General features: G+C 61.4%; 11 protein-coding genes. 4 read left to right on the top strand and 7 right to left on the bottom strand.

Going from position 1 to position 13,605, the window contains the following annotated elements:
* Positions 1-15 precede the first annotated feature (15 nt).
* The 6 genes from ACJ8HB_RS00655 to yebS form a co-directional block, all read right to left on the bottom strand.
* On the bottom strand, positions 16-564 hold the full coding sequence (locus ACJ8HB_RS00655) for a Csu type fimbrial protein (protein ID WP_170943476.1): 549 nt from the start codon (positions 562-564) through the stop codon (positions 16-18).
* Positions 565-569: 5 nt separating this feature from the next.
* Positions 570-1,073 carry a Csu type fimbrial protein gene (locus ACJ8HB_RS00650; protein ID WP_160208004.1) on the bottom strand — a complete coding sequence of 168 codons (504 nt, stop codon included), beginning with the start codon at positions 1,071-1,073 and terminating at the stop codon, positions 570-572.
* Between the two features lie 2 nt (positions 1,074-1,075).
* On the bottom strand, positions 1,076-1,615 hold the full coding sequence (locus tag ACJ8HB_RS00645; RefSeq protein ID WP_033638282.1) for a Csu type fimbrial protein: 540 nt from the start codon (positions 1,613-1,615) through the stop codon (positions 1,076-1,078).
* Between the two features lie 274 nt (positions 1,616-1,889).
* The gene (gene rsmF / locus ACJ8HB_RS00640; protein WP_094859796.1) at positions 1,890-3,326 is read right to left on the bottom strand and encodes a 16S rRNA (cytosine(1407)-C(5))-methyltransferase RsmF; all 1,437 of its coding nucleotides are present in this window, start codon (positions 3,324-3,326) and stop codon (positions 1,890-1,892) included.
* Positions 3,327-3,427: 101 nt separating this feature from the next.
* Complete coding sequence (locus ACJ8HB_RS00635) at positions 3,428-6,058, bottom strand: PqiB family protein (protein WP_033638759.1); 2,631 nt, start codon at positions 6,056-6,058, stop codon at positions 3,428-3,430.
* Positions 6,027-7,274, bottom strand: a complete 1,248-nt coding sequence (gene yebS, locus ACJ8HB_RS00630) for a membrane integrity lipid transport subunit YebS (RefSeq protein ID WP_039567108.1) — start codon at positions 7,272-7,274, stop codon at positions 6,027-6,029. The genes ACJ8HB_RS00635 and yebS overlap by 32 nt, the downstream gene beginning before the upstream one ends.
* Positions 7,275-7,529: 255 nt before the next feature.
* Here yebS and ACJ8HB_RS00625 point away from each other — a divergent pair, with 255 nt between their 5' ends.
* From ACJ8HB_RS00625 to htpX, 4 genes are all read left to right on the top strand, one after another.
* Complete coding sequence (locus tag ACJ8HB_RS00625; RefSeq protein WP_033638286.1) at positions 7,530-8,027, top strand: GAF domain-containing protein; 498 nt, start codon at positions 7,530-7,532, stop codon at positions 8,025-8,027.
* Between the two features lie 96 nt (positions 8,028-8,123).
* Entirely contained in the window at positions 8,124-8,834 is a 711-nt protein-coding gene (gene proQ / locus ACJ8HB_RS00620) for an RNA chaperone ProQ (RefSeq protein WP_033638287.1), read from the top strand.
* 19 nt (positions 8,835-8,853) lie between these two features.
* The gene (gene prc, locus ACJ8HB_RS00615; RefSeq protein ID WP_442520181.1) at positions 8,854-10,902 is read left to right on the top strand and encodes a carboxy terminal-processing peptidase; all 2,049 of its coding nucleotides are present in this window, start codon (positions 8,854-8,856) and stop codon (positions 10,900-10,902) included.
* 310 nt (positions 10,903-11,212) lie between these two features.
* Complete coding sequence (htpX, locus tag ACJ8HB_RS00610) at positions 11,213-12,091, top strand: protease HtpX (protein WP_033638291.1); 879 nt, start codon at positions 11,213-11,215, stop codon at positions 12,089-12,091.
* Between the two features lie 51 nt (positions 12,092-12,142).
* On the opposite strand, the gene ACJ8HB_RS00605 is transcribed toward htpX, so the two are convergent.
* Entirely contained in the window at positions 12,143-13,537 is a 1,395-nt protein-coding gene (locus tag ACJ8HB_RS00605) for an MFS transporter (protein WP_047567860.1), read from the bottom strand.
* Between the last annotated feature and the right edge of the window lie 68 nt (positions 13,538-13,605).

The raw sequence follows: 13,605 nt of genomic DNA, 5'->3' as shown, positions 1-13,605 counted from the left end.
TTATTGCAAAAAAACTTAATAAGTGACCGTCAACAAGACCGTATCGCTGTAAACGCCACTGGTGGGCAGGGTACTGGTCGAAAACAGACGGGCGTAAACCTTGATTTCTTGCGTGCTGCCGGTGGCGGCGACGGTCTGCGCCGCGCCGCCGTTGGCGCCATCCCCCCAAAGGGTGGCGTAGTTGCTGTCTTGATAAAGTTGATACAGAAGCGTTTCCGACGTGGCGGCGTTTTGTAATTTTCTGCCGCCGGCGATGGATCCGGTCACATGATTGCCGACGCCGAGGGCCAGTGTAACGCTCAGCCCCGGGTTGCAGCGAAACAGCACCGAACCGGCGCCGCTGCTGGAGACGACGCTGACCGCGTTGCTCAGCGAGGACAGCTGGCCGAAGTTCAGGGTGCCGAAGGTGGTCACGTCGCTGACGCCGCTGCCCAATACGCAGCCTTTTACCACGGTTGCATTGACGGTGAACGGCTGGCTTTTGGTCAAGTCGTTGACGCCGGTATCGCTTTGGGCCGGGGAAAGCGGCAGGCAGAACAGCAAACCGCAAATGAAAGCGCGCATCGTCATTACCAATTGATCGTGACCTGTACCGTATCGGTGTAGCTGCCTGTCGGGGGCGTGGACTGCGCCGGAATCATGCCATAGACCGGCAGCCAGTTGTCCGAACCGTTGGCGGTTTGTGACACGCCCGTCAGATTGTCCCAAATGGTGCTGTGGGCAGCGTTGGTATACAGGTTGTAATTCACCCGTTGGCCGGCCGCGCTTTGCAGGTAGCGGGTCGCGGTATTGCCGCTTTGCCCGCCGCCAAGCAGAACGCTGTAGCTGGTGCCGTTAGTGCATTTCACCCGAATGGCGCCGGCGTTTTGCTGCCCGGCGACGCTGGTGGCGGTGCTGAGAAAATACAGCGTGCCGAAATTCAGCGTGCCGAAGCTGACGTTGCCGCCTGAGCTGCTGCCGGCTTCACAGGCGCTGAGCAAGGTCGCGCTGACGCCGAGGGTCGCCGTTTTACTGTCGGCCTGCGCCAACAGGCTGCACGCCCATAATCCGCCGCAGCAAAGCGCGAGCCGCACCGTTACCAGGTGACCGTCATCGTGACGGTGTCGTTATAGGTGTCCGCCGCTGGGGTAGAACCGGCCGCCGGCACGCGGCCATACACGATCAGCGGAACGGCGGCGCCGGTGCCGGTGCCGGTCAGCGCGTTGGCGCCGCTGCCCCAGGCGGTGGTGCGCGCGGCATCCTGGTAAAGGTTATAGCTGATGAATGCGCCTGCGGTGCTGGCCATGCGGCGTTGGGTGCCTGAAGTGACGTGGAGCCCGTTGTCCAGCGCCACCGTGTAGTCTGTGCCGGTGGTGCAGGTCAATGACAGCGTACCGGCCCCCCCTGCGCCGGTGGCGCTGGCGTCGATAATGTTGGCCAGTGAAGAGTAAGTGCCGAAGCTGATGGAGCCGAAGTCGTTGACGGAACCGCTGCTGTTGCCGCCCCCCACGACGCAACCGGCGCCGATGGTCAGCGTCACGCCTAACGTGCCTTGAATGGTGCCTGCTGCGTTAGCCGCGCCGTTGGCGCACAGCAGGGTTGCTACCGAGGTCAATGCCATCAGAGTTTTTTTCATCTTATATTCCTTGCCGTATGAGAGAAAGCCCGCAAAGACGCCACCCAGAGGTGGGTTGAACGTATTCATTTAGCTGCACTTTAATTAATAGAATAAGAATCGGGAATTGTCTTGATGAAAGCGAGAAACTTTTTATTTCCATCCCCCGGCTGACGGGGCTTGCAGGTGAGGTATACCGATAAATTGAAATGATTAGAATAATAACGAACGGTGATGGGAATATTATTAGCGTTATTTTATCGCCGGGGCGTTTTATTCCCCGGCGCGGTATCGTTTACAGGTGAAAATCCAGCGCGCCGTCGCGCACCAGCTCGCGCGGCAAGTTGTTCTTGATACGGCTGCCGATGCGCTTGGCGATGCCCAGCGGCTGCCCCTGGTAGGTGACGATGCATTCATCGCCCGCCGGCGGCAGTTCCGGGTAGAGATCGCGGCCGTGATACCACTCCTGCGCCAGCGTGGCGTCCAGCTCGAAATGCGCTTTGCCGCCGGTGCCGGCCAGCGCGATCGCCGCCTCGTGCTGCCAGCGGAAACCTTTAGGGAAACGCTCCGCCAGTTTGAGGCCGATGCGCGAGAAGCGCACCTTGCCGAACAGCGGTTCCAGCTCGGCCGGGAACAGCCAGATCTCTTTGTCGCGTTCCCATAGCCGGCCGTCATCGCCCCAGGTTAAGCCGGATGCGGCGGCGGCTTGGGCGACCTGCGCCGCTTCTTTGCCGGACAGCGGGCTGAACGGGAATTTACCGACTTTGTAGGTCGGCTTCGGCAACGGCGCCACGGCGCGCCGTTTGCGCAGGCGGGCGACGAAAAAGCCTTCGCTGTCGTAAATCTGCGGGAAGACGTGCAGGAAACCTTCGACGGTCAGCGCCTTGTTGGCGTCGGGGAACAGCTCGCCCAGCGGCTCGATGCTGACCGCGTCGCCGTAGGTGTCCAGCAGCCAGCGCACCACCTGCTGGTTTTCCTGCGCATTGAGGGTGCAGGTGGAGTAAACCATCACGCCGCCCGGCGCCAGCGCATGAAACGCACTGTCGATCAGCTCGCGCTGGGTGGCGGCGATTTCGGCCACGCTTTCCGGCGACCAGTTGCTCATGGCGTCCGGATCCTTGCGCACCACGCCTTCGCCGGAGCAGGGGGCGTCGAGCAGAATGGCGTCGAAGCTCTCGGGCAGCGCGGCGCCGAACACCCGGCCGTCGAAGTGGGTCAGCGCGGTGTTCTTCACGCCGCAGCGGCTGATATTGGCGTGCAGCACTTTCACCCGGCTGGCGGAGTATTCGTTGGCGACGATGCCGCCCTGATTGCCCATCAGCGCGGCGATCTGGGTGGTTTTGGATCCCGGCGCCGCCGCCACGTCCAGCACCCGAGTCGGCGCCGCGCCGCCCGCGAACAGCGCGCTGACCGGCAGCATCGAACTGGCTTCCTGAATGTAGAACAGGCCGCTCAGGTGTTCGGCGGCGCTGCCCAGGCGCAGCTCTTCATCGTCGCGCTCGATCCAGAACCCTTCCGCGCACCAGGGAATGGGCTCCAGTCGCCAGTCGTAATCCTGCACCAGCGCCAGGAAGTCGGCGACGCTGATTTTCAGCGTATTGACGCGCAGGCTGCGGCGCAGCGGGCGCTGGCAAGCGGCGATAAAATCGTCCATCGCCAGCTCGGTGGGCATGATGGCGCGGGTGGCGTCAAGGAAAGCGGGGGGCAGAAAAACGGCGGTGGATTTGGCCACGGGCGAACTCTCAGGGTGCAATAAAGATAAGGGCGAGAGTTTATCACAAAGCGGAAAAAAACAGGGCCCGGCGATGCCAGGCCCTGAGGAAAATGCGAAATTTAATCGCGCGGAATGGCGGTACCCCAGGTTTTCCAGTCCTTAGGCTCTTCCGGATTCAGCAGGAAGTGTTTGTTCGGCGTGGCTTTCGGCGCCAGCGGAATGGTCGGCGGCGTGGCGAAGGCGATACCGCCGCGGATGAACTGCTGGAAGGTGCCGCTCTTGATCACGCCGCCGGTCAGGCCGAACTGCAGGTTGTAACCCGAAGCCAGCCAGAACACGCTGTTGTTGCGCACCAGATGCTGATATTTCTTACTGATGCGCAGCGCGACGTGCACCCGATCGGACATGGCGCCAAGGTAGAAGCCGGTGATGGTACCGACCTCTACACCGCGGAACAGCACCGGCGTGCCGATCTGCAGCGAGCCGGTTTCGGCGGCGTCGAGCACTACGCTCAAGCCGTCGAGATAGCGCGAGTCGGTGATGCTGGCCTGCTGCAGCTCGAAGGTGCGCAGCTCGCGGCCGCGCCCCGGCTCCACGTTGATATAAGGCTGGAGCAGGGTATCGAGATTGCTGACGCCGGCGGCGGAGATCTCCGGCGAAACGATCGAGAAGCGGCTGCCCAGGCGCGCGAAAGTGTGCACATATTCCGGATACAGCACCGCTTTGGCCAACACTTCGTTGCGCTCCGGCGCCAGCTGAAGCGACTCTACCTGGCCGACGTCGATACCGAGGTAGCGCAGCGGCATACCCGCCGACAGCTTGCTGGCGTCGTAGGTTCGCAGCATAATTTGGCTGCCCACCGCGCGGGCGGCGGTTTCGCTGGCGTACAGCACGCGGTTGGCGCCCTTGTTGAGCGTCACTCCCTGCAGGTTGTCGAAGCTGATGGCGCCTTTCAGCGCGCGGTTAAGCGGCGAAGCCTGCACCGTCAGCCCGCTGCCGTTGAGCTGCACCTTGGCGCCGCCTTCGGCCCAAAAGATGCTTTCGCGGGTCAGCAGCTTGCGGTATTCCGGGCTGATGTAGACGTCCACCTCAAACTCGTTGGCCTTCGGCCGAACGTTGACGATCTCGCCCACCTGGAATTTGCGGTACAGCACCACCGAACCGGCCTGCACGTCCGGCAGGCTGGTGGCGCTGAGGGTCAGGGTGGTGGAAGGGGCGTTGCCGACGATGCCTTCCTCGGCTTTTTCGCTGTTGGCGTACAGCGGGTATTGGCCGCCCGGTTCCCCCTTGCTGCCGGGAATAATGCGCACGCCGCCGTCCACCCATTCCTGAGCGCTGGCGCCGAGCACTTCCATACCGTCGATGCCCAGCTTGACGTCGAGCCGGCTGTTGACCACGAATTTACTGTCTTTGTGCAGCAGGCCGCGATACTGCGCGTCGATGGCGGCGGTGAACACCACGCCGCCGGCGGTCAGGGTGCGGCTCAGGATCTGGCCGACTTTCACGCCGTGCACCACCAGCGGTTGCCCGACGTCGATGCCGTAGCTTTGCGGCGCATTCAGCGTGACGGTCAGCACGCCAGGCTGCTGCAACAGCGTTTCGCTGCTGTCCAGCACGTTGAAGCGCTGCTGCGGCTCACCTTCGCCCGGCACCAGCTCCAGCGTGGTGCCGGTCAGCAGTTGGCTGAGCTTGGCGTCGTTGAGGCTGATGCGCGGGCTGCGCATCACGATGCGGGTGCCGCTGCGCATCAGATCGACCACCGAAGGATCGATGGTCAGTTCACCGACCACTTTGCTGTCCTGTTGCAACGTCAGCTTGGTCAGGGTGCCGACCTGCAGCCCCTGGTACATCAGCGGCGTGCGGTTTTCACTCAGGCTGTTGCCGCTCGGCAGATCCAGCAGGATATTGACGCCGCGCTGGCTGTGGGCCAGATCCGGATACAGGGTATAGCTCTGATCGCCCTTGGCCTGCTGGCCATCGGCCGGCGAATCGAAGGCGATGGCGCCGTTGACCAGCGCCGCCAGGCTCTCCATTTGCACCGTCGCGCCGGACAGGCTGAAATCGCCCTTGAAACCGGAGACATTCCAGAAGCGGCTGTTGCTCTTCACCAGGTTGGCGAAACGGCGGTCGATCAGTACGTCGATGGTCACGCCCTTGTTGCCTTCGCTGATAGTGTAGTCATACACCTTGCCGACCGGGATTTTACGGTAGTAGACCAGCGAGCCGCTGTTGAGCGAGCCGAGATCGTCGGCGTGCAGGTGGATCATCAGCTCGCCGGTGTTCAGGCGGTATTTCGGCTGGGTATCGAGCGCGGTGAAGTGGGTTTGCTCCTTGCCGCTGCCGGGCATCATGCCGATATAGTTGCCGCCGACCAGCGCATCGAGCCCGGAGACCCCGGCCAGCGAGGCTTTGGGCGTCACCAGCCAGAACTGGGTGCCTTCGCGCAGCGAGTCTTCCAGATCGCTTTTGATGCTGGCCTCCACCACGATGCTGCGCAAATCTTTGCTCAGGCTGATTTTCTGCACCGTGCCGACCTCTACGCCCTGATAGCGCACCGGCGTGCGGCCGGCGACGATGCCCGCCGCCGATTGGAAATCGATGGTGACGGTGGTGCCGCGCTCCTGGACATTGTTATAGACCAGCCACCCGGCGATCAGCAGGGCGATGAACGGCAGTAACCAGAACGGTGAAATGCGGCGCTTGTTCTTGACCCGCGCTTCAGTCGGTGTAGTCGGCGTTTCCTGTTGCATGTGCATCCCAAATCAATCGGCTATCCAGCCACTCAACGGCAAGAATAGTCAAAATGACCGCCGAGCCAAAGTAAAACGCGGCCGGTCCCATAGTAAAAGATAACAGCTGGTCGCGGTTTACCAGCGACATCATCAAGGCGATAACGAACAGATCGAGCATCGACCAGCGGCCGATCCAGGCGACCAGACGCAGCAGACGAATGCGCGTCTTCAGGCTGTGCGAGGTTTTGAAGTGAATGCTGAACAACAGCGTGATCAGCACGATCACTTTGGTAAAGGGCACCAGCACGCTGGCGATGAACACAATGGCGGCGATCGGCACGTTGCCGGAGGTGGCCAGCGAGACCACGCCGGAGAATATGGTGTCTTCGAGGCGCACGCCGTTGGCGTAAATGATGGAAATCGGCAGCAGGTTGGCCGGTATCAACAGGATCATCGCCGCGATCAGCGCCGCCCAGGTTTTCTGCAGGCTGTAAGGCTGGCGGTGGCACATCGGCACGTGGCAGCGCGAACAGCGGCCGCGCGCGTCGGGGTAGCCGGTATAGTGGCAGGACAGGCAAATGTGCAGCGCCGCCGGCGGGCCTTTCGGCTGTTCCTGCGGATAGTAACGCTCCCACAGCTGCTCCAGGTTGGCGTGGATCAGCGTCAGGATGCTGAGCAGGGTGAGCGACAGGTAGGCGATCAGCGCGCTGCCCGCCTGGATGTCGGCGTAATCCTGCACCTTGATCGCCGCCACCGCCATGCCGATCAGATAGATGTCCAGCATCACCCACTCTTTCAGCCGCTCCAGCATCAGCAGCACCGGCCGCAGGTTCATGCCGAGCGCGTGGCCGAAGCGCAGGTACAGCAACGACAGCGCCAGCGTCAGCGGGGCGCCGATGGTGCAGAACGCCACCATGCTGGCGGTAAGCGGGTCGCCCTGGCGGCTCATCTGCCAGATGCCTTCCAGCAAACTGGCGTCGATGCGCGTGCCGAGCAGGCGGATGCTGATCAGCGGTTCGGTGAAGGCGAACGGCATCAGCAGCAGCATGGCGATCGCCATGGCGGTCAGGCGCGTCATCGACCAGTCGCGGCCGTTCACCACCTTGGCGTTGCAGCGCGGGCAATAGGCGGCCTGGTTGCCGCTGAGCGGCGGCAGCACGAACAGCAGATCGCACTCGCAGCAGCGCTGGTGGCGCGCTTTGGAAAGGGGGGCGGTGATCGCGTGTATTTTCATCTTTGACAAGTCGCTGCCCTTGAGCCCGCCGGAACTGTCAGCGTAGCTGAAAAATAAACCGGCCGCGTCACTGGCGATCGGGCGCCGGACGGTAAAACGAGGTAAACCGGGATTCTGAGCGGCAAACATACCCCGAGCGACAGGGTTTTGTGAAGCAACAGATGATTAACCTTGTGGCTATACGCATTTAATGCTTATTTTATAGGGCCTAAGCTTTGGGCTTCTGGCCATCTTCACTGTTTCAATGGTTATCACATGACAAAAGAACAATTCTACGCGGAATTAAAACGTGACCTGAGCGCGTTGCTCGGCGGGGAAACCAACTTTATCGCGGCGCTGTCCAACGCCAGCGCGTTGCTCAACGAGCGTCTGGATGACGTGAACTGGGTCGGTTTCTATCTGATGGATGGCGGCCAGCTGGTGCTGGGGCCGTTCCAGGGCAAGATCGCCTGCGTGCGTATTCCGGTGGGCAAGGGCGTGTGCGGCACGGCGGTGGCGGAAAATCGCGTGCAGCGCGTCGGCGACGTGCATGCGTTCCCGGGCCATATCGCCTGCGATGCGGCCAGCAACGCGGAAATCGTGCTGCCGCTGGCGGTTGGCGGCCGAGCGATCGGCGTTTTGGATATCGACAGCACGGTTTATCAACGCTTCGACGAACAGGACGAAGCGGGCTTGAAAGCAGTGGTAGCGGGGCTTTGTGAGCAACTGGAACAGTGCGACAGTGCGAAATATGTGACTGTGGCGGCAAGTTGATCGACGGTTAACGTGGCAATTACCGATGGCGTCATTATAATGACGCCTGTTCATGCCTGTGGCTTGTTGGCAATACCGTTGTAATCAGGAAATTTCATGGAAAATCAACCTAAGTTGAACTCTAGTAAAGAAGTCATTGCTTTTCTTGCCGAGCGTTTTCCGCTCTGCTTTAGCGCCGAAGGCGAAGCTCGTCCGCTGAAAATCGGTATTTTTCAGGATTTGGTAGAGCGCGTGCAGGGGGAAGAGAATCTCAGCAAAACGCAATTGCGTTCTGCCCTGCGCCTGTACACCTCAAGCTGGCGTTACCTGTACGGCGTCAAAGTCGGCGCGCAGCGCGTCGATCTGGACGGCAATCCGTGCGGTGAACTGGAGCAGCAGCATGTCGATCATGCTCGCCAGCAGCTTGAAGAAGCCAAAGCGCGCGTTCAGGCACAGCGTGCCGAACAAAACGCCAAAAAACGTGAAGCCGCCGGTGAATCCGCCGATGCCGCGCCACGCCGTCCGCGCCCAGCCGGTAAAAAGCCCGCTGCACGTCGCGAAGGCGGAGCCGCGCCGGAGAACCGCAAGCCGCGCCCACAAACTCGCCCACAGCCAGCTCGTCAACCTCGTGCAGCAAAAGAGGAAAACCAGCCGCGTTATGCGCCAGTCACGGATATCTCTAAACTGCAAATTGGCCAGGAAATCAAAGTCAGAGCAGGCAAGAGCGCGATGGATGCTACCGTACTCGAAATCGCTAAAGATGGCGTACGTGTGCAGCTCTCTTCCGGTCTGGCGATGATTGTGCGCGCAGAACACTTGCAGTTCTGATACGGAGGCCAACCCAGGCATGAACAAATTCGTCAGATTAACAGCGATTGCAGGGCTGCTGTGGGCGGGTGTCAGTTACGGCGCGGAAACAGCCAACATCCGCATCGGCCTACTGCCTCAACTGCAACAGGAACCTCAGCACGCTACGGTGAGTGAGCGCGTCACCTCGCGCTTCACTCGCTCTCATTACCGCCAGTTCGCCCTCGACGCGGAGTTTTCAGGCAAGATCTTCGATCGCTACCTGAACATGCTGGACTACAGCCATAACGTGTTGCTGGCCTCCGACGTGGCGCAGTTCGCCGGCAAACGCAATCAGGTGGGCGAAGAGCTGAAAACCGGCAAGCTGGACACCTTCTACGCGCTGTTCAATCTGGCGCAGAAACGCCGCTTTGAGCGTTACACCTATGCGTTGTCGTTGCTGGACAAGCCGATGAACTTTACCGGCAACGGCACTATCGATCTCGACCGCAGCAAAGCGCCGTGGCCGAAAGACAAGGCCGAGCTGGATAGCCTGTGGGATGCGAAAGTCACCTATGACGAGCTGAACCTCAAGCTGACCGGCAAGACCGACAAAGAAATCCGCGACACGCTGACCAAGCGCTATCAGTTCGCCATCAAGCGCCTGACGCAAAGCAACAGCGAAGACGTCTTCCAGCTGGCGATGAATGCCTTTGCGCATGAAATCGACCCGCACACCAACTATCTGTCTCCGCGCAACACTGAGCAGTTCAACACCGAAATGAGCCTGTCGCTGGAAGGCATCGGCGCGGTGCTGCAGATGGATGACGACTACACCCTGATCAACTCGATGGTGCCGGGCGGCCCGGCGGCGAAGAGCAAGGCGATCACCGTGGGCGATCGCATCGTCGGCGTCGGCCAGGCCGGCAAACCGATGGTGGACGTGATCGGCTGGCGCCTGGACGACGTGGTGTCGTTGATCAAAGGGCCGAAAGGCAGCAAGGTGCGCCTGGAGATCCTGCCGGCCGGCAAGGGCACCAAAACCCGCGTGGTCACCCTGACCCGCGAGCGCATCCGCCTGGAAGACCGCGCGGTGAAAATGACCATCAAGACCGTCGGCAAAGAGAAGGTGGCGGTGTTCGACATCCCCGGCTTCTACGTCGGTCTGACCGATGACGTGAAAGTGCAGCTGCAGAAGATGGCCAAGCAGAACGTCAAGAGCGTGATCATCGATCTGCGCACCAACGGCGGCGGCGCGCTGACCGAAGCGGTGTCGCTGTCCGGCCTGTTCATTCCGAGCGGCCCGGTGGTGCAGGTGCGCGACAACAACGGCAAAGTGCGTGAAGACGCCGACACCGACGGCGTGACCTACTACAAAGGCCCGCTGGTGGTGCTGGTCGATCGCTTCAGCGCCTCCGCCTCCGAGATCTTCGCGGCGGCGATGCAGGATTACGGCCGCGCGCTGATCGTCGGCGAGCCGACCTTCGGTAAAGGCACCGTGCAGCAGTACCGTTCGCTGAACCGCATCTACGATCAGATGCTGCGCCCTGAGTGGCCGGCGCTGGGGTCGGTGCAGTACACCATTCAGAAGTTCTACCGCGTCAACGGCGGCAGCACCCAGCGCAAAGGGGTGACCCCGGACATTCTGATGCCGACCGGCGTCGATCCGGCGGAAACCGGCGAAGCGTTTGAAGACAACGCCATGCCGTGGGACAGCATCAATGCGGCGACCTACAGCAAGACCGGCGATATGGCGCCGTTCGAGCCGGAGCTGCTGAAAGATCACCAGCAGCGCATCGCGCAGAATCCGGAGTTCCAGTACATCGCGCAGGATATCGCGCATTACAAGGCGCTGAAGGATAAACGCAACATCGTGTCCCTCAATCTTGCGGTGCGCGAGAAAGAGAACCACGACGACGATGCGACCCGTCTGAAACGCATCAACGAGCGCCTGGAACGCGCTGGCAAGAAGCCGCTGAAATCGCTCGACGATCTGCCGAAGGATTACCAGGAACCGGATCCGTACCTGGATGAAACCGTGCATATCGCGCTGGAGCTGGCTCATCTGGAAAAAGATCGGCCCGCTCAGCAGCCAACGCCGGCCAAATAAGGCCGCGTCCGGCAGGATGAAAAACGCACCCTCGGGTGCGTTTTTTTATGGTGACGCGAAGGCCTGCTTCCCCCCGCAGGGGAATGGGGGCGGGCTTATGCGTCGCCTGACAAATTTATGGCAAAAAACCCTCCGCCTTGCGCAACAATCGTTTACAATTTGCCAAATCCCGGTCGCGCGCCGTTTTTGTAAAGTTTCGTATTTTTAGTAGGTTAATGACGCGCGACTCTTGAAACTGTGACGAATGCCCATACGATCTAGGGTATCTTCGACAGCGTTTTGTTAACATTTATGAGGAAGTAAACATTTTATGATGCGTATAGCTCTGTTCCTGCTCACCAACCTGGCGGTGATGTTGGTTTTCGGGCTGGTGCTCAGCCTGACAGGAATCCAATCCAGTAGCGTTCAGGGCCTGATGATCATGGCCGGTCTGTTCGGCTTCGGCGGCGCTTTCGTGTCGTTGCTGATGTCCAAGTGGATGGCGCTGCGCTCCGTCGGCGGGGAAGTGATTGAACAACCGCGTAACGAAACCGAAAACTGGCTGCTGGAAACGGTGCGCCGTCAGTCGCAGCAGGCGGGCATCGCCATGCCGCAGGTTGCTATCTACCACGCGCCGGACATCAACGCCTTCGCCACCGGCGCGCGCCGCGACGCCTCGCTGGTCGCCGTCAGCACCGGCCTGCTGCAGAGCATGAGCCGCGACGAAGCGGAAGCGGTCATCGCGCACGAAATCAGCCACGTCGCCAACGGCGATATGGTGACCATGACCCTGATTCAGGGCATCGTGAACACCTTCGTCATCTTCATTTCGCGCCTGATCGCGCAGGTTGCCGCCGGCTTCCTGGGCAACCGCGACGGTGAAGGGGAAGGCAACGGCAACCCGATGATTTATTTCGCGGTGTCGATGGTGCTGGAACTGGTGTTCGGCATCTTGGCAAGCATCATCACCATGTGGTTCTCGCGTCACCGTGAGTTCTACGCCGACGCCGGCTCCGCCAAGCTGGTGGGTCGCGAGAAGATGATCGCCGCCTTGCAGCGCCTGAAAACCAGCTACGAGCCGCAGGAAGCGGGCAGCATGATGGCGTTCTGCATCAACGGCAAATCCAAGTCGTTCAGCGAGCTGTTCATGTCGCACCCGCCGCTCGACAAGCGCATCGAAGCGCTGCGTTCCGGCCAGTACCTGAAGTAATCGGCTGAATGAAAGGAAAAACCCCGGCTCGCCGGGGTTTTTTTATGGCCGCTATTTCACCTCGCGGCTCGGCTGCGCCGCTTGCGCCGTCGATTGGGTGATGCGCAGGCTGCTGACCGCCGCCGCCAGAGTGGCGAATATTCCTGCCAGGAGCAGCGAAGCGTGGGTGCCGGAGGTGGGGAACAGGTTGAACATCAGCGCCACCAGCGCGGCGCCCGAGGTTTGCCCCAGCAGCCGGGCGGTGCCCAGCATGCCGCTGGCGCCGCCGCTGCGGTTACGCGGCGCGGCGGAGATGATGGTGTGATTGTTGGGCGACTGGAACAGGCCGAAACCGGCGCCGCACAGCACCATGCGCCAGATGATGTCCCCATTCGACGGGTCCGCGGGCAACAGCGCCAGCGAGAACAGCCCGAGCGCGAACACCGCCAGCCCAATGCAGCCCAGCAGGCCGGCGTGCACGCGCTCCACCAGTCGGCCGGCGATCGGCGCCATGACGACGATCGCCAGCGGCCACGGCGTCAGCAGCAGCCCGGTCGCCACTTCGTCGCGGCCCAATGCGCTTTGCAGGAAGAACGGCAACGACACCATCGCCAGCATCTGCGCGGCGAACGAGCAGATTGAGGTGCCCATCGACAGGGCGAAGATCGGGATGCGCAGCAGGTCGACCGGCAGCAGCGGAAATTCCTGGCGCAGCTGGCGGCGCACGAACACCGTGCCAATCGCCAGCAGCGCGGCGATCTCGCTGAAGATCAGCGTCAGGCTCTGGCCCTGGGCGAAGCCGCTGATGGCAGTGATCAGCAGGCCGAAAGTCAGCGCGTTCAGCACGGCGCTGGTGGGATCGAAACGGCGGTTATCGCTTTTTTGGCCGTTGGCCGGCAGAAACTTCATGCCCAGCAGCAGCGCGACGAGGCCGATCGGCAGGTTAATGGCGAACAGCCACTGCCAGGACGCGACCGACAGGATCGCCGCCGCCACCGTCGGCCCGGCCGCCGAGGAGCAGGCGACGATCAGCGAATTGATGCCCATGCCGCGGCCGAGAAAACGCTGCGGATAGATGATGCGGATCAGCGCGGTGTTGACGCTCATGATGGCGGCGGCGCCAAAGCCTTGCAGCACGCGGGCGATGGTCAGTGTGAGCAGCGAGTCGGACAGGGCGCAGAACAGCGAGGTGATGCTGAACACCAGCAGCCCGGCCTGATAGATGCGGCGATAACCGATCAGATCGCCGAGCGACGCCAGCGACAGCAGAGAGACGGTGATCGCCAGCTGATAGGCGTTAACCACCCAAATGGAGCTGGCCGGGCTGGCGTTGAGATCGCGCGCGATGGTGGGCAGCGCCACGTTGGCTATCGCGCCGTCGAGCACGGATACGGTAATGCCGAGGGCGATGGCGAGGATCGCCCCATAGCGTTGTGGGACGGGGAGGCCGTCGGAACAAGGACGCATGTTGGTCTCAGCGGTATTTATTCAGGGGAGTATTATCATGCTAATCATATTCGCCCGTGATTGCATGC

This window comes from Serratia sp. CY27727 (assembly GCF_052169275.1).
GTDB lineage: Bacteria > Pseudomonadota > Gammaproteobacteria > Enterobacterales > Enterobacteriaceae > Serratia > Serratia sarumanii.
The sequence above is the reverse complement of the archived record's forward strand: the minus strand, read 5'-3'. Positions and strand labels throughout refer to the sequence as shown.

Bases quoted from the DNA above. Each gene is read 5' to 3' on its own strand.
- ACJ8HB_RS00655 (WP_170943476.1), bottom strand. From the start codon at position 564: ATGCGCGCTTTCATTTGCGGTTTGCTGTTCTGCCTGCCGCTTTCCCCG.
- ACJ8HB_RS00645 (WP_033638282.1), bottom strand. From the start codon at position 1,615: ATGAAAAAAACTCTGATGGCATTGACCTCGGTAGCAACCCTGCTGTGC.
- ACJ8HB_RS00635 (WP_033638759.1), bottom strand. From the start codon at position 6,058: ATGCAACAGGAAACGCCGACTACACCGACTGAAGCGCGGGTCAAGAAC.
- yebS (WP_039567108.1), bottom strand. From the start codon at position 7,274: ATGAAAATACACGCGATCACCGCCCCCCTTTCCAAAGCGCGCCACCAG.
- ACJ8HB_RS00625 (WP_033638286.1), top strand. From the start codon at position 7,530: ATGACAAAAGAACAATTCTACGCGGAATTAAAACGTGACCTGAGCGCG.
- proQ (WP_033638287.1), top strand. From the start codon at position 8,124: ATGGAAAATCAACCTAAGTTGAACTCTAGTAAAGAAGTCATTGCTTTT.
- prc (WP_442520181.1), top strand. From the start codon at position 8,854: ATGAACAAATTCGTCAGATTAACAGCGATTGCAGGGCTGCTGTGGGCG.
- htpX (WP_033638291.1), top strand. From the start codon at position 11,213: ATGATGCGTATAGCTCTGTTCCTGCTCACCAACCTGGCGGTGATGTTG.
- ACJ8HB_RS00605 (WP_047567860.1), bottom strand. From the start codon at position 13,537: ATGCGTCCTTGTTCCGACGGCCTCCCCGTCCCACAACGCTATGGGGCG.